The organism is Saccharothrix stipae (genome assembly GCF_054781895.1).
Window position 1 is genome coordinate 353,218 of sequence record NZ_BAAGTN010000003.1, and the last position, 23,238, is coordinate 376,455.

General features: G+C 70.6%; 17 protein-coding genes and 1 pseudogene. 10 read left to right on the plus strand and 8 right to left on the minus strand.

The features are described 5' to 3' along the window. Nucleotides 1-40 precede the first annotated feature (40 nt). The 3 genes from ACYVLT_RS08310 (at nt 41) to ACYVLT_RS08320 (ending at nt 2,181) form a co-directional block, all read left to right on the plus strand. Nucleotides 41-1,072, plus strand: coding sequence for a YncE family protein (locus ACYVLT_RS08310; protein WP_461119534.1), 1,032 nt, complete (start codon nt 41-43; stop codon nt 1,070-1,072). A gap of 142 nt (nt 1,073-1,214) precedes the next feature. After that, nucleotides 1,215-1,919, plus strand: coding sequence for a hypothetical protein (locus tag ACYVLT_RS08315; RefSeq protein ID WP_461119535.1), 705 nt, complete (start codon nt 1,215-1,217; stop codon nt 1,917-1,919). A gap of 121 nt (nt 1,920-2,040) precedes the next feature. After that, a complete protein-coding gene (locus ACYVLT_RS08320; protein ID WP_461119574.1) occupies nt 2,041-2,181 on the plus strand; it encodes a hypothetical protein in 141 nt (46 codons plus the stop codon). A 169-nt stretch (nt 2,182-2,350) separates the two neighbouring features. On the opposite strand, the pseudogene ACYVLT_RS08325 reads toward ACYVLT_RS08320, so the two are convergent. The 3 genes and pseudogenes from ACYVLT_RS08325 to ACYVLT_RS08335 form a co-directional block, all read right to left on the minus strand. Continuing rightward, nucleotides 2,351-2,536 (minus strand): annotated as a pseudogene (locus tag ACYVLT_RS08325) (IS1380 family transposase); the annotation flags it as partial. Between the two features lie 29 nt (nt 2,537-2,565). After that, nucleotides 2,566-3,126 carry an SRPBCC family protein gene (locus ACYVLT_RS08330; RefSeq protein ID WP_461119536.1) on the minus strand — a complete coding sequence of 187 codons (561 nt, stop codon included), beginning with the start codon at nt 3,124-3,126 and terminating at the stop codon, nt 2,566-2,568. Beyond that, nucleotides 3,123-3,746 carry a TetR/AcrR family transcriptional regulator gene (locus tag ACYVLT_RS08335; RefSeq protein ID WP_461119537.1) on the minus strand — a complete coding sequence of 208 codons (624 nt, stop codon included), beginning with the start codon at nt 3,744-3,746 and terminating at the stop codon, nt 3,123-3,125. The genes ACYVLT_RS08330 and ACYVLT_RS08335 overlap by 4 nt, the downstream gene beginning before the upstream one ends. A gap of 590 nt (nt 3,747-4,336) precedes the next feature. On the opposite strand from ACYVLT_RS08335, the gene ACYVLT_RS08340 reads away from it, so the two are divergent. From ACYVLT_RS08340 to ACYVLT_RS08350, 3 genes are all read left to right on the plus strand, one after another. Continuing rightward, nucleotides 4,337-6,307 carry an FAD/NAD(P)-binding protein gene (locus ACYVLT_RS08340; RefSeq protein ID WP_461119538.1) on the plus strand — a complete coding sequence of 657 codons (1,971 nt, stop codon included), beginning with the start codon at nt 4,337-4,339 and terminating at the stop codon, nt 6,305-6,307. Between the two features lie 11 nt (nt 6,308-6,318). Next, on the plus strand, nt 6,319-7,692 hold the full coding sequence (pcaB, locus tag ACYVLT_RS08345) for a 3-carboxy-cis,cis-muconate cycloisomerase (protein ID WP_461119539.1): 1,374 nt from the start codon (nt 6,319-6,321) through the stop codon (nt 7,690-7,692). A 274-nt stretch (nt 7,693-7,966) separates the two neighbouring features. Then, entirely contained in the window at nt 7,967-10,987 is a 3,021-nt protein-coding gene (locus ACYVLT_RS08350) for a choice-of-anchor L domain-containing protein (RefSeq protein WP_461119540.1), read from the plus strand. A gap of 132 nt (nt 10,988-11,119) precedes the next feature. Here ACYVLT_RS08350 and ACYVLT_RS08355 read toward each other — a convergent pair whose 3' ends face one another. Genes ACYVLT_RS08355 through ACYVLT_RS08365 form a run of 3 tightly spaced genes read right to left on the minus strand, consistent with a single transcriptional unit; the run spans nt 11,120 to nt 12,128 of the window. After that, entirely contained in the window at nt 11,120-11,617 is a 498-nt protein-coding gene (locus tag ACYVLT_RS08355; protein ID WP_461119541.1) for a WD40 repeat domain-containing protein, read from the minus strand. Then, nucleotides 11,529-11,945: an nSTAND1 domain-containing NTPase gene (locus tag ACYVLT_RS08360; RefSeq protein WP_461119542.1), complete on the minus strand. Its 417-nt coding sequence runs from the start codon at nt 11,943-11,945 to the stop codon at nt 11,529-11,531. The genes ACYVLT_RS08355 and ACYVLT_RS08360 overlap by 89 nt, the downstream gene beginning before the upstream one ends. A 51-nt stretch (nt 11,946-11,996) precedes the next feature. Continuing rightward, the gene (locus tag ACYVLT_RS08365) at nt 11,997-12,128 is read right to left on the minus strand and encodes a hypothetical protein (protein ID WP_461119543.1); all 132 of its coding nucleotides are present in this window, start codon (nt 12,126-12,128) and stop codon (nt 11,997-11,999) included. Between the two features lie 958 nt (nt 12,129-13,086). Between ACYVLT_RS08365 and ACYVLT_RS08370 the strand changes: the two genes are divergently transcribed. Beyond that, the gene (locus tag ACYVLT_RS08370; RefSeq protein ID WP_461119544.1) at nt 13,087-15,810 is read left to right on the plus strand and encodes a type 1 periplasmic-binding domain-containing protein; all 2,724 of its coding nucleotides are present in this window, start codon (nt 13,087-13,089) and stop codon (nt 15,808-15,810) included. Between the two features lie 365 nt (nt 15,811-16,175). Beyond that, entirely contained in the window at nt 16,176-18,020 is a 1,845-nt protein-coding gene (locus ACYVLT_RS08375) for a ricin-type beta-trefoil lectin domain protein (RefSeq protein ID WP_461119545.1), read from the plus strand. A 171-nt stretch (nt 18,021-18,191) separates the two neighbouring features. Here the strand turns inward: ACYVLT_RS08375 and ACYVLT_RS08380 are convergent, their stop codons facing one another. Together ACYVLT_RS08380 and xynC are read right to left on the minus strand one after the other, a co-directional pair. After that, nucleotides 18,192-20,129 (minus strand): glycoside hydrolase family 44 protein, encoded by a 1,938-nt coding sequence (locus ACYVLT_RS08380; protein ID WP_461119546.1) that lies wholly within the window; start codon nt 20,127-20,129, stop codon nt 18,192-18,194. A 356-nt stretch (nt 20,130-20,485) separates the two neighbouring features. Beyond that, nucleotides 20,486-21,754, minus strand: a complete 1,269-nt coding sequence (gene xynC / locus ACYVLT_RS08385; RefSeq protein WP_461119547.1) for a glucuronoarabinoxylan endo-1,4-beta-xylanase XynC — start codon at nt 21,752-21,754, stop codon at nt 20,486-20,488. Between the two features lie 171 nt (nt 21,755-21,925). Between xynC and ACYVLT_RS08390 the strand changes: the two genes are divergently transcribed. Together ACYVLT_RS08390 and ACYVLT_RS08395 are read left to right on the plus strand one after the other, a co-directional pair. Next, nucleotides 21,926-22,261: a PadR family transcriptional regulator gene (locus ACYVLT_RS08390; RefSeq protein ID WP_461119548.1), complete on the plus strand. Its 336-nt coding sequence runs from the start codon at nt 21,926-21,928 to the stop codon at nt 22,259-22,261. Next, nucleotides 22,258-23,178 carry a hypothetical protein gene (locus tag ACYVLT_RS08395; RefSeq protein WP_461119549.1) on the plus strand — a complete coding sequence of 307 codons (921 nt, stop codon included), beginning with the start codon at nt 22,258-22,260 and terminating at the stop codon, nt 23,176-23,178. The genes ACYVLT_RS08390 and ACYVLT_RS08395 overlap by 4 nt, the downstream gene beginning before the upstream one ends. The last annotated feature ends 60 nt before the right edge of the window (nt 23,179-23,238 follow it).

Below are 23,238 nucleotides of genomic sequence, written 5' to 3' on the forward strand. Positions count from 1 at the left end.
CTCGGGGGGAGGTCCCGGGGCCGACTGCGGAGGGGGAGTCATGGGGCGAGGCGCAGTGGTGGGATTCGGGGTCGCCGTGCTGACGGCGGCGTCGGTGCTCTCGGCGCCGGCGGCGTCGGCGGCACCGGCGCTGCCGTTGTCGGGATTCGGTGACGTGGCGGTCGACAGCGCGCGTCAGCGGGTGTTCGTCTCCGGTGGGGCGTCGTCCAACGGCATCGCGGTGGCGGACTTCTCCGGCCGGGTCCGCACGGTGATCGAGAACCAGCCGGGGGCCGACGGCTTGGAGTTGAGCGCGGACGGCACGCGGCTGTTCGTGGCGCTGTCGGCGGGCGACGGCATCTCGGTGATCGACACGTCGACCCTGGCGGAGACCGCGCGGTACTCCACCGGGGCGGGGTCGTGCCCGACGCACCTGGCCCGCACCGGGGGCGTGGTGTGGTTCGGCTACGGCTGCGTGGACGGCAACTGGTCGGGCAAGATCGGCAAGCTGGACCCGGCGGCGGCCGAGCCGGTGCGGGGCGAGCAGCAAGGTGCCACGCGGTTCCAGCGGGCTCCGCTGCTGGCGTCGTCCGGCGCCGAGGCCGGGCCGCTGGTGGCCGGGCAGTTGTCGTTGAGCCAGTCGACCGTGCAGGTCTACACGCTCTCGGGCGGAGCGCTGACCGCGGGGACGTCCGGTGACGTGGTCGGCGCCGGGCTCGCGGACCTCGACGTGACCGGTGACGGGGCGACGCTGTTCAGCGCGGCCGGGTCCCGTGACCGGGTGGAGGCGTTCGCGACGGCGGACCTGGCTCGCCGGGGTGCGTACGCGACCCGGCCTCGACCCGCCGCGGTGTCGTTGTCGCCGGACAGCGCGTACGTGGCCGCGGGAGCGCTGACCAACGACGCCAACGACGTGCTGGTCTACCGCGTCGGCGGCGCGACTCCGGTGAACACCGTCTCGCTGGACAGCGGTGAGACGGTGCAGCCGCGCGGCCTGGCGTGGTCGGCGGACCAGCGGACGCTGTTCGTGGTCACCCGGTACAACAACGACCCGCAGCCGCGCCTGGAGGTCGAGCGCTACCCGGTCGGGTGATGAGCCCGCCCACCCGACGAGGCGGCCGGACCCCGCACCCGCGGGCTTCGGCCGCTCGGCGCGTGACGGCGGCCGTGACCGAGGCCGGTGCCACCGCGGCCGAGGTCCGGACCGCTACCCCTCGCCACGTACGCTGCGGTGCGTGAACAGAACTGCTCCCGCCCTGCTCGTCGTCGCCGCGGTCCTGCTCGTCGGCGCGTGCGGTGGCGGAACTCCGACCGCCACGTCCTCCTCGTCGGCGACCACCGCCACCACTGCGCCGTCGGTCGACGCCGCGGCCGAGGAGAAGGCGATCCGCAAGACCTTCGCCGACTACCGGGAGGCGGCCAAGGCGAAGGACGGCGTCGCCGCGGCCGCGCTGCTGTCGCAGGACATGCTGGGCTACTACACCAAGGCCCGCGACCTCGCGCTCACCGGTTCGGAGCAGCAGGTGCGCGAGCACGGTGCCACCTCGTCGATGCTGGTCTACGTGCTGCGCGCCGAGTTCGGCGCCGACGAGCTCCGGGGCATGTCGGCCGAACAACTGGTGTCCGCCGCCGTGGCGAAGGGCATGGTGAGCGAGAACAGCCTGGCCAACGTGGACCTGGGCACGGTGGTCGTGGACGGCGAAACGGCGCGGGCGGACATGACCTCGCGCGGCCAGTCCGCCGGCGTGGAACTGCCGTTCCACAAGGAGTCCGGCTCCTGGCGCTTCGACGCCCGACCGCTGATGGCCGCCGGTGACGAGGCGCTCAAGACCGTCGCCGGGCAGCGTGGCGTCACCGTGGACCAACTCGTCGACACGGCACTCGGCACCCTCTACGGCGCGGACCGGGTGCCGGAACTCAAGCAGCCGCTGCAGGGCTGACCTGGGTTGCCGGTGCGGTCGGGTCCCGCGCCCTTCGCGGACTCGTCGGTCGCCGTGACCAGGGCTCGTCGGTCGCGCCTTCCCCGACCCGCCGGAGCTGTTCCGGGAGCACTGCGCCGGGTTGCCGCCGCACCCGGCGACCGGCCTGCTGGATTCGGACCGGCGGGCACTGCTGCGGGTCAGCAGTAGCTACAAGACCGAGTACGAACTGCACCAGCAGCGCATCCGCGACGCGTACGACAGCGACAGCGGCGGCTTCTGACCCGGATCCACGGACAGGAACGCACGACGGTGTGGCATGGACGAACGGATGCCTTACCGCAGGGATGATTCGGCTTGCCTGTAGCGGCGCGGCGACACTCCGGTCGTCCCGGTGTCGGGCAAGGGGACCCGGCCGGATCCCGATCGCCGGTCGGAAGCTCCAGCGGTTCGCGGGACCGCGAAGGGCCTGGTCCGGCTGCCGCCGCCCGCCCTCCGGCGCGGGCGGCGTGCACCGCGGCCAGTGCCGCGTCGCAGTCACGGGTCAGGTCGTCGATCAGCCGTGTCACCGTCAGGCCGGAGGCGACCGGACCGAACACGCCCGGTTCGGCCCGCAGCACCGCGATGTCGGCCAGGCAGTACGCCAATACCCCGTGAGAGCAGCGGGTCAGCGAGTGTTGACGCGCTGGGCCAGGGCGTCGTTCATGGCGCGGAACTGGGGCAGTGTGTTGTCGTGCAACTGTCCCCGGAAGAACGGCACCAGGACACCCGAGAAGTGTTCGGTCTGGGTGAGTCTGACCCGGCCGGGCCGCACCGGTTCGATCAGGAAGGAGTGCTCGCCGTCGAACACGGCGCCCAGGCCGACCTTGCCCTGCCACCGCAGCTCACGGCCTGGCGTCACGGTCAGCACGGTGGGTGTGAACGTGGTTTCCCCGGTGGCGTCGCGCATGGTGTTGGTCAGGGTGGCACCGACCTCGACGGTGCCGCTGGAGGAGACGATGAAGGGGTTCCACTCGTCGTAGGCATCCAGGTCGGTCAGCACCGACCACACCTCGTCGGGCGTGGCGTCGATCTCGATCGAGGCGCGGAGGGTGTACGGAACGGCGTTGCTCCAGACGGCGTACCCGGCGAGGGTGGCCAGCACAAGGATCGCGACCACGAGCAGGCGCTTCCGCCTCGGCTTCTCCTCACGCCGCTGCGGTTGGGCCGGGTGCTCGGTGAGGGTCATCGTTGCTCCTTTGTGGACATGGCGCCGTCGAGGGCGGCGGTGACGAGACGTTCGAGGTAGATGTCGTCGACCGGCGCGCCGGTGATGAGCACGCGGTAGTAGAGGGCGCCGGCCAGCTGATCGAGCAGCAGCACCGGGTCGGTCCCTGCCCGCAGTTCGCCGCGCTGGGTGGCGCGCTCGACGAGTTCGACGGCGAGCTTGATCCGACGCGCGTACAGGCCGCGCATGGCCTGCCCGACGTCGGCGTGCCGGGCCGCGGCCGCCACGAGTTCCGCGACGATGCCGGCGGACGGGTCGGTGTCGTCGGCGGGGCGCCCGGCCTGGCGCACCCTGTGCAGGGCGGCGGCGATCTGCTTGAGGTAGGCGCTCAGATCGGCGCCCACGTCACCGGTGTCGGTGACCGGCACGTCACGGTCGAGCATGTCGGCGTACACGGCGATGGCGAGGTGGTCCTTGGTCGGCCAGCGCCGGTAGAGCGTGGTCTTGGCCACCCCGGCGCGCTGGGCCACCTCGTCGATGGCCAGTCCGGCGTAGCCGGCGGTGAACAGCGCGTCCCGGGCGGCTCGAAGGATGCGTCGGTCCGCGTCGCTGTCACGGGGCCGACCGCGGGAGATGTGCATCGTTTCCCCTGTTTTACGATACTGAGGTGTCGTAAATACCGTAGCCGGTAGTCGTGCATTTACGCAACCCAAGTTTCGAAACCCTGCCCCGACCCGACACCCGTGCCGGTTCGGTCGTGCTCCGCTGAACGCCGGCCTCGTCCATCCGCGTCGGCCCAGTTCTGGCGTCGTTCGCCGCGGATGCGTGCTCGTTCGCGGCGTTGGGCGGCGAGGAGGTCGGGGTGGCGGGCGCTGGCGTTGCGCCGGCGCAGGTGTTGCTGCAGTTCTCGGGCTGGCAGCGGAGCCCCGAACATCCGCTCATCGGCATGAGGGCACAGTCGGGCCACTCACGCGGCGTCATGGCAGGACGTTGGCGCTGCAGCGGGTCCACCACAACTTCATCGACCAGTACCGGCTGGCCGAGACGGTCCGGAGCGCGGGGCACCACGGTCGACACGTCGGCATCGGGGTGCCAGGACGGTAGTCCGAAGCTGCCGGCGCGACGAGCGACGGTGGATCCCGTGGGTGTTCGTCATCGACGCGGCAGGCGTCGACTGCCGCTTCGTGGTTCCGTGCTCCGCAGTCCACCACCGGACCAGGACACTTCTGCGATGAGCGGTCACCTCACCGTCACGCGTGCGAGCGAACCCGGCGGTCCCCGGGACGTTCGTGACATCTGCCTCGTGGGAGTCGGCCCACGCGGTTTGTCGGTGCTCGAACGGCTCTGCGCCAACGCACGCGAGATCCCGCACCGCACCGTGAGGGTGCGCTTGGTGGACCCCCGGTTGGGCGTCGGTGGCCAGGTGTGGCGGTCCGACCAGTCCAGGCACCTGCTGATGAACACCGTCGCGTCCCAGGTCACCGTGTTCGTCGACGACAGCGTCGACTGCGCGGGCCCCGTGGTGCCCGGTCCCAGCCTGCACGAGTGGGCGCGTTTCGTCGCTTTGCTCAACCCGTTCCCGGACCTTCCGGCCTGGGTGCGCCGGGAGGCGCTCGCCCTCGGTCCCGACGCGTACCCGACCCGTGCCCTGTACGGTCACTACCTGGACTGGACGTTGCGGCACCTGGTCGAGCACGCTCCCGCCAACCTCGTCATCGTGCGGCACCCCGAGCGGGCGGTCGACCTCGTCGACGAGGACGACGGCCTACAGGCGGTGGTCTTGTCGAACGGCGAACAGCTCACGGGGCTGCACTCCGTCGTGCTCGCCCTCGGCCACCTCGACATCACACCGACTCCCGCGCAGCAGCGGTTGCGGGACCTCGCCGTCCGCGACGGGCTGCACTACGTGCCCCCGCACAACCCGGCCGACGTCGATCTGAGCGCTGTCACCGGCGGTGAATCGGTCGTCCTGCGCGGTCTGGGCCTGAGCTTCTTCGACCACCTGGCGCTGCTGACCTCCGGCCGCGGCGGGGTGTTCCACCGCGACCGGGACGGGCGGTTGCGCTACGAGCCCTCCGGCGGGGAACCCCACCTGATCGCCGGCTCCCGGCGCGGGGTGCCCTACCACGCGCGAGGCGAGAACCAGAAGGGCGTCTCGGGCCGGCACGTCCCGCTGTTCCTGACCCCGCAACGCATCGCGGCCCTGCGCGCGTCCGGTCCCGTGGACTTCCGCGCCGACATCTGGCCCTGGATCGACCGGGAGGTGCGCGCCGTCTATTACGCCACCATCGTGGCCAACCGGTCGGGTGACCTCAAAGGGGCGCGCTTCCTGCGCGAGTTCCGCGAACTGGCCGAGTCGGCGCCCGTGACCGGCGCGGAGGACCTACTGCTGCGCCGGTTCGGGTTCGGACCGGCGCCGCGGTGGGACTGGGAGTCCATCGCCACGCCCTGCCGCACCCCGTTCTCCGGACCGGGCGCGTTCCGCGACTGGCTGTTGTCCTACCTCGACGCCGACGTCCGCGAGGCGCGCCTGGGCAACGTCGACGGCCCGCTCAAGGCCGCCCTGGACGTCCTGCGCGACCTGCGCAACGAGGTCCGGCTCCTGGTCGACCACGGTGGCCTCACCGGTGCCTCCTACCGCGACGACCTCGATGACTGGTACACGCCGCTCAACGCCTTCCTGTCCATCGGCCCACCCGTCGAGCGCGTCGAACAGGCCGCGGCGTTGATCGAGGTCGGTATCCTCACCGTCGTCGGGCCGGGGATGGTCGTGGAGCACCTCGACGACGGCCAGGGCTTCCTGGCCCGCAGCCCGCTCGTGCCGGGGGCCGAGTACCGGGCTCGCACGCTCGTCGAGGCACGGCTGCCCGAGGTCGACGCCCGCCGCACCGCCGATCCCCTGCTGAGCCGCCTGCTCGCCCGCGGCGCCTGCACCCTCAACCGCATACCGAACCGCACGACCGGGTGGTACGAGACCGGGGGCATCGCCGTGACCGCGCGCCCTTACGCGCTGCTGGACGCGCAACGGCGGCCGCACCCCCGGCGTTTCGCGTTCGGCGTGCCCACCGAGACCGTGCACTGGGCCACCGCCGCGGGCGTGCGACCCGGCGTCAACTCGGTCATCCTCGGCGACGCCGACGCGCTGGCCCGCGAGTGCCTGAACCTGACCGCCCACGCGGTCGACGAACCAGCCACCGCCTGAAGGGAACCGACATGTTCGCAGACAGCGGTCTGCTCTCACCCGGATGGGCGGGCACCGGGATCGACGACCTGCTCGACGACCGCGCCTGGTTGACCGCCATGATCCGGGTCGAGGAGGCGCTGGCCCGCGCGCAGGCCCGCATCGGGATGGTTCCGCCCGCCACGGTCTCGGCGCTCGCCGGGATCGACGCCGACGCGTTCGACTGGCCCGACCTCGTCGCACGGGTCCGCGAGACCGGCAACCCGACCGTCGGCTTCGTCGCGCAACTGAGCGGCATCGTGGCCGAGGTCGACCCGGAAGCCGCGGACTTCGTCCACCGCGGCAGCACGAGCCAGGACATCCTCGACACCGCCACCATGCTCATCTGCCACGAGGTGCTCGGCCGGGTGCTCGGCGACCTGCGGCGGACCGCCGACGCGTTGGCCGGCCTGGCCCGTGAGCACCGCGACACACCCATGGCCGGCCGCACCCTGACCCAGCACGCCGTCCCGATCACCTTCGGCCTCAAGGTGGCGGGCTGGCTCAACGCCGTGCTCGACGTCGTCGACCGCCTCGACCACCTGCGCTCGCACGGGCTGCCCGTGTCGCTGGGCGGTGCCGCCGGCACCCTGGCCGCCTACCAGGAGTTCACCGAGGCCGACAGCCTCGACCTCGTCGAGCACCTCGCCACCGACCTCGGACTCACCGCACCGCTGATCCCCTGGCACGGCGCCCGACTGCCGGTCGTCGACGTGGCCAACGCGCTCAGCCTGGTCACCGGCACACTCGGCAAGCTCGCCGCCGACGTCGAAGTCCTCACCCGCACCGAGATCGGCGAACTGGCCGAACCGGCGGCACCGGGCCGAGGCGCCTCCTCCGCCATGCCGCAGAAGCGCAACCCCGTCTACGCCACCGCCATCCTCACCGCCGCCCGCCAGGTGCCGGCGCTGGTTTCCGTGCTGCACCAGTGCATGGTCGTGCCCGACGAGCGCTCGGCAGGCGGCTGGCACGCCGAGTGGCAACCGCTGCGCGAGGCCCTGCGTCTCGCCGCCGGCGCGGCGCGCAACGCATCGGAGCTCGCCACCGGCCTCACGGTGTTCCCCGACAGGATGAGGGAGAACCTGGCCCTCACCGGTGGCGCCATCGTCTCGGAACGCCTCAGCGCGGTGCTGACCCCGCTGCTCGGCAGGGTCGCGGCGAAGAAGATCATGACGGAAGTCACCGCCACCACTGGCGACACCGCCGAAGTCCTGGTGCGACAGCTCCGCGACCTGGGGCACGACAGCGACCCGACGCGGTGGCGGGACCTGTGCGACCCAGCCGGTTACCTGGGCGCATCGCCTCGACTCGTCGACCGGGTCCTCGACCGCCACCTCGCCGGTCGGCGCCCGTCAAGCCCACAATGAACGACCTTGCCAGGCAGATTGTCCTCCTGCTCGCGGAGCGCGCGCTGCGCTGACGCTCGGGCCTGTGCGGGACTTCGGCTCCATGGTGATGGCACTCGCCGGCGTCCGGGTTTTCCCGAGAACTGCGGAGAACGGGCTGTAGTAATGGTTTCGACTGACCGTGGTCGCATTTTTCGGTGGTCGTTTCCTCACTTGTGGTGATCGGTAACGGGTGGGGCGGGTGTGCGATGTTCCCGAGCACAGGTCGGGGATCTTGGGAACAAAGGGGAGTGTCATGCGAAAGCGGCGTGCGGCGTTGGTCTGCGCTCTGATCGCGGTCATCGGGATGAACGGGCCACCGGCCTTCGCGGAACGGCCACCGCCTGCGGTGCCGGATCGGGAGCCCGTCGCGCGGGCTACGAAGGCGCTACCCGCGGCCGCGGACGACGGCGGTTCGACCATCGCGGTCGCGCCGGTCCGCATCCTCGACACCCGCACCGGGCTCGGGCGGGGTGGGGCGGTGGCGCCCGTCGGGGGTGGGCAGGCCATCGCCGTCGCGGTGGCCGGAACCGCGGGCGTGCCCGCGGATGCGACGGCCGTGGTGCTCAACGTGACCGCGACCGAGGCCACCGCGGGCACCTTCGTCACGGCGTGGCCCGCGGGCGAGCCGCGGCCGCTGGCCTCGAACCTCAACGTCGTCGCGGGCCAGACCACGCCGAACCTGGTGACCGTCGGCCTGGGGGCCGGGGGTGCGGTGAGCCTGTACAACAACACGGGCGCCACCCACCTCATCGCCGACGTGCAGGCGTACGTCGTGCCGCAGGGTGCGACGCCGACCGGCATGCTGGTCGACCTGGCACCCGCCCGGCTGCTGGACACCCGGGCCGGTGGCGGCGCCGTCGGCGGCGGTCAGTCCGTCGCGCTGGACGTCACCGGGGTCGGCGGGGTGCCGGAGACCGGGGTGTCGGCGGTCGTGCTGAACGTGACGGCGACCGAACCGACGGCGGCTTCCTACATCACCGCCTACCCCGCGGGCGGCACGCGGCCGCTGGCCTCCAACCTCAACACCGCGCCCGGCGACACCGTGCCCAACCGGGTGATCGTCGGGGTCGGCGAGGGCGGTGCCGTGCGGCTGTACAACAACGCCGGGTCGGTGCACCTGGTGGTGGACGTCGGCGGCTACCTGACCGACGGTTCGGTGCCCGACACCGGCTCCGGCCTGACCCGGGTCTCGCCCGCCCGCCTGCTGGACACCCGGCCGTCGGGCGCGCTGACCGCGGGCGGCACGCGGACCGTGCAGGTGGCCGGGCGGGCCGGCGTGCCCGGGACGGACTCGGAGGTGCCACCGACCGCGGTCGTGCTGAACCTGACCGCCACCGAGCCCACCGCGGCCTCCTACCTGACCGCCTTCCCCGGCGGCAGCCCTCGCCCGCTCGCGTCGGACCTCAACGTGCGGCCCGGCGAGACCCGGCCCAACCTGGTCGTGGTCAAGCTCGGCCCGACCGGCGCGGTGACCGTCTACAACAACGCGGGCAGCACCCACATCGTGGTCGACGTGTTCGCCTACTACACCGGCGCCGTGGTGCTCGACCCGGCGTTGGAGGTGCTGACCCCGCCGGTGGCGGGCGCCGTCACCGGGGTGGACGCCGACACGGTCACGTTCACCGGCACGGCCGCCGGGCTCGGGCTGTCCGTGGGGCAGGTCCTGGCGTCCGGTCCGACTCCCGGCGCGCCCTCGGGCTTCCTGCGCCGGGTCACCGCGCTGGCGGAGTCCGGCGGCGTGGTCACCGCCACCGCCGCGCCGGCGGCGCTGGACGAGGCGGTCCTGCGGGGCACCTACGACGGCGGCATCGACCTGGTGCCCGTCACCTCGGCGGCCGACGCCGCCGCGTCCGGGATCACCGGCTCGGTCACGGCGCCGTTCGACCTCCAGGTCGACGGCATCGACGGCAACCCCGACGACGGGGTATCGGCGTCGGCGAGCGTGTCCGGCAGTCTGACCCTGTCCGCCGGGCTCGACCTGCGGGCCAAGATCGGCCTGCTGTCCGGGGTCGAGGTGGACTTCGAAGCGGCGTTGGGCGCGTCGATGGTCACCGACGTGTCGGTCACCGGGGCGTACGAGCTGTTCTCGCGCGACTACCAGCTGTTCGAGCAGCAGTTCCGCGGTTTCCTGTTCACCATCGGGCCGGTGCCGGTCTACGTGGAGCCGGAGTTCGAGCTCGGCCTGAACGTCACCGGCTCCGCGGAGGCGTCGATCGGGGTGCACACGACCCGGTCGGAGACGATCTCCCTGGGTTTCCGGCTGCGCAACGCCGACCTCCAGCCGTTCACCACGTCCACCGGCACGCCGCTGACGCACACCGTCACCGGCCCGGACGCGTCGGTCAACCTGAGCGCCGAACTGCAGGCCACCCTGGAGGCCGAGTTCTACGGCGGTTTCGAGCTCGGCGTCGGCGTCGCACCCGGGATCACGGCGACGGTCGGCACGCAGGACTGCGGGTTCTCGCTGGACTTCTCCGTGGACGCCCTGGCCGAGTTCGAGATCGAGATGTTCGGCAAGGAGATCGGTGAGGGCGTGGAGTTCCGCACGCAGCTGTTCGAGAAGAACCTGCTGAAGAAGACCGTTCCGGGCTGCGAACCCGACGCCTGGACGATCACCGGGCGCCCGGCGGCGGACCTCGCGACGCTCCTCGCGGGCCCGGGGGTCGCGGTCCAGTCGGCCACGGCGTCGGGCGGCTCCCAGGTCGCGGAGTTCACGGCACCGTTCGGCTCCATCGGTCTGGAGAAGGGCGTGGTGCTGAGCACCGGCACCGCGTCGGGCGCGCCGGGCCCGAACTCCCAGTCCAACTACGGCACCTCGACCGGCGGTCCGGGTGACAGCGCCCTGTCCGCGATCGCGGGCGGGACGACGTACGACACCGCGGGGCTGGACGTCACGTTCGTGCCGACCACGTCGACGGTGGAGTTCTCGTTCGTGTTCGCGTCCGAGGAGTACCTGGAGTACGTCGACTCGCAGTACAACGACGTGTTCGGCGGTTTCGTCAACGGCGTCAACTGCGCGGTGGTCGACAAGGGCTTCGAGCGGGTGCCCGCGACGGTCAACGCCATCAACCACCTCCGCAACACCCTGCAATTCCGGGACAACACCGGCGGCGGCACCAACGCCCAGGCGGACGGGATGACCACCATCCTGCGCTGCCGCACGTCGGTGCACCCCGGCGTCCCGAACACCCTGCGGCTGGCCATCGCCGACACGGGCGACCGGATCTACGACAGCTGGGCGTTCATCCAGCGCGGCAGTTTCCGCGCGGTCTGACCGCCCCGGCACCTGCCTGCCGGTCCTCCACGGACCGGCAGGCAGGAGCGCACGGGCACAGGGCGTATGACGGCGGTCAGCAGGTGGCGCGGTAGTCGAATTGCCGCAGTTGTCGCTCCCACTCGATTTCGGTCAGTCCTTCGTGCACGAGGTTGCACGCGACCGCGACCGGGTCGGCCAACACCGACTTCGCGTCGGCGATCGACCAGGTGACGATCTCCCGCAGCCCGTCGGTGGCTGCCAGTTGGTCGTCGGTCGGCGAGAACTGGAGTGTGGGGACGCCGTTCGTCGTGCCGCGGGTGGTCCGCATCTGCTTGGGATGGGTCGGGTCGGATTCGGACGCGACGCCTTCCGATGAGTACCGGTCGATCCAGCTGTACCGCGTGCGACGTACAGCACCGATCCGTCCGGTGTGAACTCGATGCCGAGGGGGACGCGGACATCGTTGGAGAGCACACCGGTGAGCAGCGGTTGCCGTGGGTCGAGCACATCCCAGAGGCGGACCGCGTAGTCCGCCCCGATGGTGGCGAGGTGTCTGCCGTCACCGGAGAACGCGGCCGAGCTGACGACGTGCGTGTGGCCCGTCAGGGTGGCGAGAACCGCGGTCGGGTTGACGGCGGCGACCAGCATCGCGGCGGCGTTGTTCCGGAGACTGCCACCGACCAGGACCGCCGCGCCGTCGGGGGACAGCCGCCTCCCGCTCGACCGCGTGACGTTCCTTCAGCGCCTTGGCGTTGTTCTCGATGGCCTCGGCCAGCGGTGACCACGCCGACAGGAACGCCTCGTGACACACCGAGATCACCGGCACGTCGGCCTCGGCGTCCGCGACGAGCAGCCGATGCGCCACGAACCGGTCCAGCTCGGCGCCGACCTGATCGGTCAGCTCGGCGAGGGCCACCCGCCACCGTGTCGGCTTGCCCTCCTCGTCCACCGCCACCAGCTGCAACAGACTCGCCACGACCTCCTCGGCGGTCGCCCCGAGATCTCCTGGGCCTCGGCCAACGCCTGCTCAACCTTCTTCTGCACCGCACGACGCCCAGTACCCCAACTCGGCGTAGCGGCGGGCAGACAAGCCGACGCCGGGTTGGGCGTCCACGAACATCTCGGCCAGCGTGTAGGCCAGCAGCGGCAGCGCCCTCACCGTCACCGGTGTCCGCGACGAGCCGCTCGACCAACTCGTCCTCGACCCGCAGCCCCGCAAGCGGGGCCGGGCCGCGGATCACCGGATCAGCCGGCAGCTGCCGCAGGAACTCCGGCCGGGTCGCCCCGACGAGCCGCACGCGGCCGGGTGGCGCGGAGGCCCCGATCCGGGCGAACTGCGCGTTCGGTCTGCCGACCAGCTCCTCCACCTGATCGATCACCACCAGCAGCTGCCTGCGCGGTCCACCGGGCGCGGCGGCCGGCAAGTCGTCGGCCGTTTCCGCGAACCCGTCCTCCTCCGCCAGCCGCCGCACCATGGACGTGACGGTCCACCCCAGCCCCAGCCCCAGCTCGGCACCCGGCGCCGCAAGAACCCGCGCCAACGAGTGGACCGGATCCTCGCGCGGCACGAAGACCGGAAGCACCCACCACGCCGGGTCCGCCGCCATCATCGGCACCGACAGTCCTCACCGGCCGCGATCCCGCGCTCCGGGTCGCGATCGAGGAACACCTCGTGCCCCTCCACGACCAACCAGTCGCGCACCTCGCCGGCGATAGCACGGTTCTCCGCTGCGTAACTGACGAAACCCGGGCCATCCGACGTCCTCCCAGCGAGACCATCGACTCTTCACCATTGTTCGGTCTACCGCACTGAATACACCTTGCACGAGTGGAAGATCGAATCATCAGATGCATTGTCTATGAATTGACACGTGCAGGACACCGACTCGGAACTCGGTTGGGATTGGGAATAGGACGGCCTCGTTCCGGATATGCGCCTGGAGTCGATGGTTGCCGGACTTTCCCGCCCGCCTCATCGTCCATTCCGGTGATCCGGGGTCTTCCTGGTCTCCAGCCGTTGAACTGTTACCAGGCTTGGCTGTCCCATCAGGTAGACCGCGTACCACGCGGGTGACAGTGCCTGGCGCCCCTTGTCGGCCGTGGCGAAAGGGGTAGGGGTGAGTGAGGTCGTCTTCCGCGGACTCAACACGCTGCTCACGGTGTTGCAGGACCTGCTGGACCGTCCCAGGGCGTTGCGTGCGGACCGCAACAGTGAGCGGACGCACTGGTCCCACAGCTGGGAGCGGGCGTTGCCGCTCGTCTGCCTGATCGGCGAGCAGGCGACCCTGTGGGCCCAGGCGTTGGACGACCGTCTGAGCCGGGCCGCCCCGCCCAAGGTGCTGTACGCCGCGCTGGACGTCGACAAGGCCGTCCAGGACGTGCGTGAGGCCGACGCCAGGACAGCACCGGGCGACGGCGGGCCGCTCGATTCACGGCTGGTGCCACTGCTGGCCGCGCTGCAGCGTCGCCTGGCTTCCGACCGGTTCGGGCGCCGGCGGGTGCACCGGTTCCGGATCGCCGGCTTCACCGACTGGTTGACCCGGCAGCCGGTACGGGCGGGCCACACCCTGCACGAGCGGGCGGCGATCACCACCGTGATGCGGACCTGGCACCGGACGCGGCCCACGACCGGTGCCGACGTCACCGAGCCGGTTCGGGTGACCGCACCCGGCGGGGTCGCGTTCTCCCCGGCCGCGGTGGTTCGCAGACTGCGTTACCAGTGGTGGGTCCGGTTCGGACGGGAGCGGTCCTGGCTGATGCGCCAGCCGTTCCTGACTCCCGGCCACTCCGAGTCGTTCGTCGGGTTCGCCGAGTGGCTGACCGAGGCGAGCCACCGGGACGACGCCCGCGACGAACTGAAACTGTTGCTGGTCCATGCGTTCCTGCAGGACCTCCGCCGGGAGTACGGCACGGCGACATGGAGGTTCCGACGCGGGCGGCGCACCGCGCACGTCCTCGTGCTGCTCACAGGCGTGAGCGAAGAGAACGGCGGCTGGGAGCTGCTGCAACTGATCAACGACGTGCGCAACCGCTCGACCGAGCCCGATCCCTTGTTGGTGGTCGCCACGGCGGAGGCACCGCCCCCGTGGTTGACCGGGGAAGGTCACACCGAGCCGGTGTACCGGCTGCCCGCCGTGCTCCGGCAGTGGGTGCAACGGCTCCCCGAGCGGCGCCAGCTCCTGCACCGCGACGCCCGGTTCGTGGTGGTCCGCATGCCCGACGAGGACGACGGGCCCGCGGGCGACAACGACGAGATCGCTTGGACGGAGGTCGGCCATCCGCGCCCCCGGCCGGTGCCGCTGCCCGTCCGCAAGGCGACGACGCGGATCACCGGCGTAGCCCTGATCGGGAGCCTGCTCGCGGCGGGCGGACTCTGGGCCGTCCCACGGTGGATCGGGGACTGCATGCCGGGTGCGGGCATCGGGGTCCGGACCCGGCTGGTCGACGGTGCGGGCGGATCCGAGTGCATCGGCTACAGCGATCGGGCGGGTCACGTGTTCGGGGACAACGAGCGACTGCGGTCCGCACAGCGGGCGGTGTTCGAGATGAACGAGGTGGCGCAGCGCCTCCATGCCGAATCGGCCACCCGGCCGCTGGTCAGCGTCGTCTACTTCACCGAGTTCACCAAGCCGAAGGGACAGTTGGGAGCCGACGACTCCACCACCGAGCAACTGACCGGCCTGCTGCTGCGCCAAGCCGAGGCCAACCGGCGCAGCGACCACGCCGTCCCGCTGCTGCGCGTGATCATCGCGAACGCGGGCTTCGAGATGCGCCACGCCCGGACACTGGTCGACATGCTGGCCCCGTTGCTGGCCCAGGATCCGACGATCATGGGCACCGTCGGCATGGGCCGCACCGTCGACCCGGTGGAAAGCGCCATCGCGGCGTTGGGCGACCTCGGCGTGCCCGTCGTCGCCACCACGCTCACCGGTATCGGGCTGACCGAACGCTCGCCCCTCTACTTCCAGGTCGTGCCCAACAACCGGCAGCAGGCCGCGCTCGTCAAGCGCTACGCCGACCAGACGGACAAGAGGCTCACCGTCTACCAGCCCAGCCGGATCGTGGGCGACGGCTACCTGGAGTCGCTGGGGGCGGAGATGGCCGAGCTGGTCGGCCCCGACGCGTTCAGCCGTTGGAACGAGATCGGGACACTCACCCCCGAGTGCGGATCAGACGAGATCGCTTTCTACGCGGGCAGGCAGGTCGACTTCGACACGTTCCTCGAACGGGTGCTCGACGTGTGCGATGACGATCTGCCGGTCGTCATCGGGGACGACACCGTGGCCCGCTTCGTCGCCCAGCGCGAGAAGCGCACCAAAGCCAAGTACGGCGGCAAGTCGATCCTCTACGTCTCACTCGGTCCGGAGACCGTGCTGAGGAACCGCACCTGCCTGCCGAAGGGCGACCAACAGGTCGCGGCACTGTGCGCGGGTCTGCGCGACCTGTTGGACGGTGCCGACGTGTACGGGCGAGCGGGCCGCGAGTTCGGCGACATCCTCCGCGCGCAGCCGCTGGCGTGGATCGGCGAGCGCGTCGGCCTCAGCCACGACAGCGCGGGCCTGTTCCTCCAGGCCGTCGCCGCCACCGACACCGCCGGACCTGGCCCGCACCGGGCCGCGGTGGCCCAGGAACTGCGGGAGTCCGCCTGCGAGGACCCCACCACCACGACCCGGAATTGCTACGAAGGTGCCTCCGGCCGCGTCGACCTGTCCAAGTTCCGCGACGGCCGCAACCGACCGCTGGCCCTGCTACGGCTGCCGGATGTGCGGGACGTCGACCGACCGCCGGAGTGCGTCCTGCTCGTGAACGCCGACCAAGACCTGTGTCCACATGACGACTGAGCTCAGGTAACGCTTGGGTAACGGTGGCTTGTCGTGGCGTCGATCACGAAGCTAGCGTCAACGATGACTTAACGAACGCCCCACTTCCTCGAACGGTCCTCACGGGTCCGGAGGTGTGGTGCGGCGTTCCCGCTGCTGTTCGCAACCACGCAACGAGAGTGGGCACCTCAGCGTGTCCAGCGGCCTTACGTCAACGTTGACGTAGGAGGGGGCGTGACCGGGTGGTGGTGGGACGTGAGTGACCTGAGCCGACCGCACGGCGAGTACCGAAGCGAGCTCCCTTCCCGCTGATGTGAAGTGAGGCCACCATGCGCAGATCCACCTCCACGCGATCGCTCCGGCGACGGACCACCGCCCTGGCGGCAGTGGCGATCCTGATCGCGATCGCAGCGATCGCAGCGCCCTCGGCGCAGGCCGCGCCCTACCCGGAGTACCCCTACGACGCGACCGACTACAACCAGCCCTTCCGCGGCCAGTTCCACTTCAGCTCACAGGGCGGCTGGATGAACGACGTGAACGCGCCGCTGTACTACAACGGCGTCTACCACCTCTTCTACCAGCACAACCCGCACGGCCTGTACTGGGACACGATGCACTGGGGCCACGCGACCAGCCCGGACCTCGTGCACTGGACCCAGAAGCCGATCGCCCTTGAGCCGGGTACGCACAACGCCACGCTCTTCTCCGGCGGCGGCTGGGTCGACACCCGCAACGTCACCGGGCTCAAGACCGGCGCCGACGCCCCGATCCTGCTCTTCACCAACACCGACGGCGTGTCCATCGCCTACAGCACCGACGGCGCCCGGACGTTCCGGATGTACAACGGCGGCGCCAAGGTGATCACCACCCCGTACGAGTCCCGCGACCCCAAGGTGATCTGGGACGCTGCCCGCAATCGCTGGAGCATGGTCTTCTGGGGCAACGAAGGCGGCAACGTCGCCAAGTTCTACAGCTCGACGAACCTGCTCGACTGGACCTACCGCGGCGAGTTCCGCGCCGACTGGCTGTTCGAGTGCCCCGACCTCTACCAGCTGCCGGTCGACGGCGACACCGCGAACCCGAAGTGGGTCCTCCAGGACGCGAGCGGTGAATACGTCATCGGCACGCTGAACGGCGCCGGTGTCTTCGTGCCGGATGCCGGCTGGTCGCGACCGCAACGCCTCGACGTGGGCCGCACCGCCTTCGACGGGACCGCCTACGCCGGCCTCACCTTCACGAACATGCCCACCGACCGGGTGGTCCAGATGTTCTGGCAGCCCGGCAACAAGGGCTCCACCTGGACCGGCAACGCGTCGTTCCCCGCGCAGCTCGGGCTCAGGACGTTCCCGGGCGAGGGCATCCGGGTGACCCGCAACCCCGTCGGCGAGATCTCCTCCATCCGCCAGGCGGCACAGACCTGGAGCAACCTGACGATCTCCGCGGACCTCGCGACCAACCCGTTCAACGGCATCGCCGCCGACACCTACGAGATCGAGGCGACCTACGACCTGACGGGAGCGACGGCGACGGACTTCGGCTTCGAGCTGCACCGTCGCGCCGACGGCACACGTGACGCGGCGATCGGCTACGACCGCGTCCGGCAGACCCTCGCCGACGCCGCCATGCCACCGGTCGGCAACCGGGTGAAGCTGCGGATCCTCGTCGACCGCGGGCAGCTGGAGACCTTCGGCAACGACGGCAGGATCTCCGTCACCGACAACGTCGACTTCGACTCCTCCAGCCGCAGCCTCGGCATCCGGGCCTACGCCAACAACGGCACGGTGCGCGTCGAATCACTGACGTTCCGACGGCTGGGCAAGGCATGGGCCGGCGCGCCCGCCGGACCGGACCAGGGCGTCGGCATGATCCGGCACAACGACACCGACAAGTGCGTCGACCGCGACGGCGCCACCGCCGTCGTGCAGATCTGGGACTGCCGGAACACCACCAACCAGCGCTGGACGTTCACCGCGGCAGGGAAGATCAGGATCGGTGACGAGTGCCTCGACCAGCCGGGGGAGACCATCGGCAACGGCGCGAAGCTCAAGACGCACCCGTGCTGGGGCGGCGACAACCAGAGGTGGATCCGCATCGGCACGAACCAGTACCAGAACTCGTGGTCCAAGCGCTGCCTGGACCTCGAAGCCGGCAACACGACCAACGGCCGCCAGTTGCAGGTGTGGGACTGCGTGGCGGGCTCGAACCAGAGGTGGAGCATGCCGACCGGCTGACCGCGACGCCGGGGCGGCCACCGGCACCCCACGAATAGCTGAGGAGAGAGGTCAGACCGGCCAGGACGCCCGGCCTGGGGTCGTCGTGGTGGTGCCGGGGTCGGCGTCGTCCGACGAACGAGTCGGCGCCGGGCCGACTGACGTCGACCCGGCGCCGTTGCGGGGGTGCGCTCAGCCGGGGGTGCAGAGCAGGGTCGGCGCCGCTGCCCTGCCGGTGGCCTGGAACCCGAAGGTCACGCTGCCGCCCGCACCTATCGAGCCGTTCCACCCGGCGTCCGTGGCGACCACGCCGGTGGCGTTCTGCTTCAGGGTGGTGTTCCACGAGTTGGTGACCTGCTGGCCGCCGGGCCACGTCCAGCCGACCCGCCACCCGGTCATCGGCGTGCGGCGGCCGTTGGTGACGGTCACCGTCGCGACGTGACCGGTGCCCCAGTCGCCGTTGACGTGCAGGCTCGCCGAGCACCCGGCCTGCGGCAGGACCACCAGCGTGATGGAGTTGGCCGGGTACGTCGCGTCGACCTGGCCGTTGCTCACCGGGAGGTCGCCGCCGCGCACGATGGCGCCCAGGTTCGCCTCGCTGTAGGTGAACCGCTGCGCCGCACCCGCACCGTCGAACCCGGCCACCGACAGCGGCGAGGTCAGGTCGTCGCCGGTCTTGTTGACGACCATGAGCGTCAGCGCGTCGTCGGAAGAGCGCTGCGCCGCGAACACCGACAGCCGGTCCGGTCCGGCGGAGGTCGCGGACACGCTGACGTCACCGAACCGCCCGCCCGCGCCGTCGTAGTTGCGGTACATCCGGAACGCGTACGCACCCGGATCGGTCGGCTTGGGCTCGCCCCACATCGTGGCGAGGTCGAGGCCCTCACGTCCGAAGATGCCCAGGACCTCGGCCTGCGTCAGCGCACCGTTGATGTGGTCGAGCGCGCCCCAGTTGTACTCGGTGATGGCGGTCTTGGTGCCGGGGTAGTACTGGGCGATCCAGGACTTCATCGTGCGGATGAACTGCAACGGCGGCGCGTTGACCCCGCCGGGGCCGATCCAGGACTCCTCGACGTACGTCGGGTCCCACAGCGACCGGGTGGACCGCAGCCGCAACGCGTTGGTCGCGGGATCCTTGTCGCCGCTGATCTGCGGGTAGAAGTGCTGGTCGAAGTAGTCGAGGTAGCGCTTGCCCCCGTTGGCGTCGCTGTAGTCCTTCATGTTCTTCAGGTACCACTGGGAGAGGTTGAGCCCGCCGTGCGCCGCCGAGTCGGGACCCGGCCCGCAGCCGTCCAGCCCGGATGCGACCCACTCGCAGTACCCCCAGCCGGACGGGCCGAGGACCGCCGCGCCGGGGTCGGCGGCCTTGATCGCCGCGGCGGTCGCGGTGCCCTTGCCGCCCAGTTCGTCGTACGTGACCACCTCGGGGTGCACGTCACGATGCGTGTGGGCCCACAGCACCGGCTCGTTGTCGAGCTCGTAGATCGGCACGCCGCCCTGCGCCGCCGTGCCGAACTTCCCCACCAGGTGCGACACCATCTCCCCGACGAACTCCGGGCCAACCGGGATCGAGCTGTCGGTGGGCACGGCGGTGAGGTTCTGCTGGTTGAGCTGGCCGTTGCCGCAGTTGGGGTCCCACTCGTCGAACCTGTCCTGCTGCGGGAACCGGGTCGCCGGGAAACCGCAGTCGAACGGGTGTGACGACGGCGAGTCCTTGGCCACCCACCCGATCAGGGGCACGGTGACGACCGACTTGATGCCGCGGTCGAGGTTGGACTTGACCACCCCTTCGACGGAGCGCGCCTCGTCGGAGACGATGTTCTCGAAGAACCAGTCACTGCCGGTGTTGTAGGTGCGGTTCTTGAAGTTGTAGCGGCTGGTCGCGTTGCCGCCCCAACGCGCCACCGACTGGCCGATCTCGGCGTTGAACGCCGGATCGCCACCGTTCAGGCCGTAGATGTCGGGGCTGATCGCGTGCCGGGCGGCGGACACGTCCACCGACAGCGCCGGCCCGGCGGTCGCCGCCGCGGCGCCCGTGGCGGTCTGGACCGTGAACGTCGCTGCGACGAGAGACGACGCCAGACCAATGGACGTGACCGATCGTAACTTCCGCCATCGCCGAGTTCGCACCACAGATTCCTCCACCCGATCCGTACATCGACATTTGTCGGCAGAATGCCGGCGGAGGCGTGTGGCATGCGTCAAGGCACCCGCGGCCTTCGGCAGCGGGCAACCGCTGCTGCCGAAGTCGGAAATCCTACCGCATCGGCCAGTAAATGCCATTGCCGATTCACGGCATTCGGCCTATTTTCCTTTCACCCGTACGACGACGTGGTCAGGCGTCTCGGCGACGGAGTCGCCCACGGCGGCCAATACTCAATTATGGAGGGTGCAACGGTCCGTAAACCGTGCCCAGCAGGGCTCGATTCCTGCCGCCCGTGCAATGAGGTGATCCCACCGCCTGTGACCCCGGCGGCCGACGGCCGTCAGCCCACCACGAAGGTCCTGATGCTGAGGGCCGGCAGCTGCGAGTCGAAGGAGCCGTTCGACATCGTGATGGTCTTGTCCTGCGCGAGGGTCCGCGTCCCGGTGGTCACCCAGGTCGGGATCGTCGCGGAAGTGATGCCCCGGATGGTGAACGGCTGGTACACCGCCGATGGGTTCTTGTTGATGGCGACGATGACGATCTTGGACCCGCTCTTGAACGCCGTGATGAAGACGTTCGACTGCGGGTTCGCCGTCGCGGTGATCCGGGAGTAGCCGGGGCGGACCCACTTCGAGAAGTGGGCCATGTTGGCGCCGCGCTTGCTGATCTGCCCGTCCTCGCGCATCGGGCCGTAGGAGCGGCGGATGTACCACCACACGTAGGTCTGGAACCGGCCGTGGACCAGCGCGCGGTGGATGTGCTCGCCCACGTCGAGCGCATGCGGCCAGAGGTCGGCCGAGTCGGTGCTGTTCGGGTGGTAGACCTCGGTCATCCACAGCTCCTTGCCGCCGCCCTTCTCACGGAAGAGGGGGTAGGGGAGGTCCTCGGGCCTGGTGCCGTAGAGGTGGGCGCCGATGATGTCCACGTTCGCCAGCGCGGCGGCGTCGTTGAGGATGGGGTCCGAGGTGCTCTTGCGGTACTGGAACGACTCGGGCGCGATGACCCTGGTGTTGATCGAGCCGGCGTTCTCGCGCAGGAACCGCACCATCTCGCTGGGCGTCCAGGCCGTCCAGTCGTGCGCGTAGTCCGGCTCGTTCTGCACCGAGATCCCGTACAGGTTCACTCCGTTGTTCCTCATGAACGTGGAGAAGTCGTTCAGGTGCTGCGCATAGGCGCCGTAGGAGTCGTAGCGCAGCCGCTTGCCGCCGGAGAAGGTCTCGGTCATCGAAGCCGGCGGGTTCCACGGTGAGGCGAAGACCTTGGCACCGAGCTCACCGGCGCGCTGCGCCGTGGCGACCTCGCGGCTCCAGTTGGCGCGGTCCTCGGGAACGGGGATGCGCAGCACGGTGAAGCCCAGCTGTCCCGCGCCGTTGCCGAAGGCCGTCTCCCGCTGGGCGGCGGTGAGGTCGCCGATCCAGCCGGGGTGGTTCATGCCGCCGAATCCGAGGATCGTCTGCTGCACGATCGAAGGTTCGACGACCACGCTGGTCTGCGCCCAGGCGGGTGGGGCCACCGCCAGCACCGGCAGCGCGGCGCCTGCCGCCAGCAGTGACCGCCGCCGCAGCAGGTGCGAACCCGGGTCCTCGGATTGGTCTCGACGTTGAGCCATGGTTTCTCCACAAGGTTGATCTTTACGGCCAACGTGCGGTTGGTGTGCGTCTTCACCGCACCGGATGAGCATCGCAGCGCGTCAGGGGTTCACCCACGAGGTACCGAACGTGTGCGGCGGTATCAGGTTCGCCGGTTGCACATAGGTCGATGATCGGTATATACCGTTACCGTGACGGACGCGCTGAGAGAACCGACCTTCCTGATCCTCACGGCGTTGGCCGCCCGGCCTCGGCACGGCTACGGCATCCTGCGCGACGTCGAGGAGATCTCCGGCGGTCGTGTCCGGCTGCGGGCGGGCACCCTCTACACCGCGCTGGACCGGTTGTCGTCCGACGGGTGGGTGGCGATTGACCGGGAAGAGGTCGTGGACGGCAGGCTTCGTCGCTACTACCGCCTGACCGACCTGGGGGCGGCCAGGCTCGCGGCCGAGGTGGAACGGCTGCGGGCGAACACCCGTGTCGCGGAACAACGGCTCCGCGCACGGCCAATCGGAGGAACGGCGTGAGCGAACGCGAACAGCAGTACCGGCGGCTTCTTGCCCTCTACCCGCGGGACCACCGCCAACAGCACGGCGAGGAGATGCTCGACGTGCTGATGGCCGCGGGCGGCCGGCGACACCCGCGGTGGAAGGACACCGCGGATCTGCTGTGGGGCGCGTTCCGGTTGCACCTGCGCCGTGCGGTGGGGGCCGACGGCGGCATCGACCCACGCGGTGTGCTGGCGATCGTGAGTCTGCTCGGCCCGATCTCGATCCTGGCCGGCGCCACCTCGAGCTTGCACGAGGTGGCGTGGTGGGCGCAGGCAGGCGCGTTGCGGGAAATGCCCCTGTGGACACATGCACCGGACACGCCGGTGTGGTTCGTCTGGCTCGCGGTCGCCGTGCTCGCCGTGTTCGGAAGACGGTGGGCGGCCGCGATCGGCGCGTGGATCGGCACGATCGGCCTCGTGCTGGTCGCCACGGTGTCGCAGCGCAGCTGGTTGTGGGCCTACGCGGAGGCCGGGTGGGTGCTGTTGGGTGCGGTGACCGCCGTCGCGTTGACCTTGTCCCCGGGACCGGCGCGGGGGCGCGAGCTGGCGGGCAGGGCACCGGTCCTCGTGATGGCGGCGACGGTCGTGGTGGCTGTGGTGATCGGGGTCCTGGGTCACCGGGAGCCGCTCGCCGACGCGGCGCGATTGGCCGTGCTGGTCGTCGGTGCGGCGGTGGCCGCCGGGATCGGGGCACGCGTGGGCCGCCGGGCCGCGCTGGTGCTCCTGGTGCCGGTCATGACGGTGGGGATCGAGGCGGTGGTGGTGCCGATCGCGTTCCGGCCCAACGACACGGTCACGGCGTTGATCTTCTACGGCGTACCGCTGGTGGTTCTGCTGGTGTCGGGCGGGTTGCCGCGCGGCGTCCGGCGCAAGCCGGACCAGCCGGTCACGTAGTACGGCCCGCGCCGATGCCGCCATCGGTCGGCACGCTCACCCCGGCATCGCCGTGGGCTT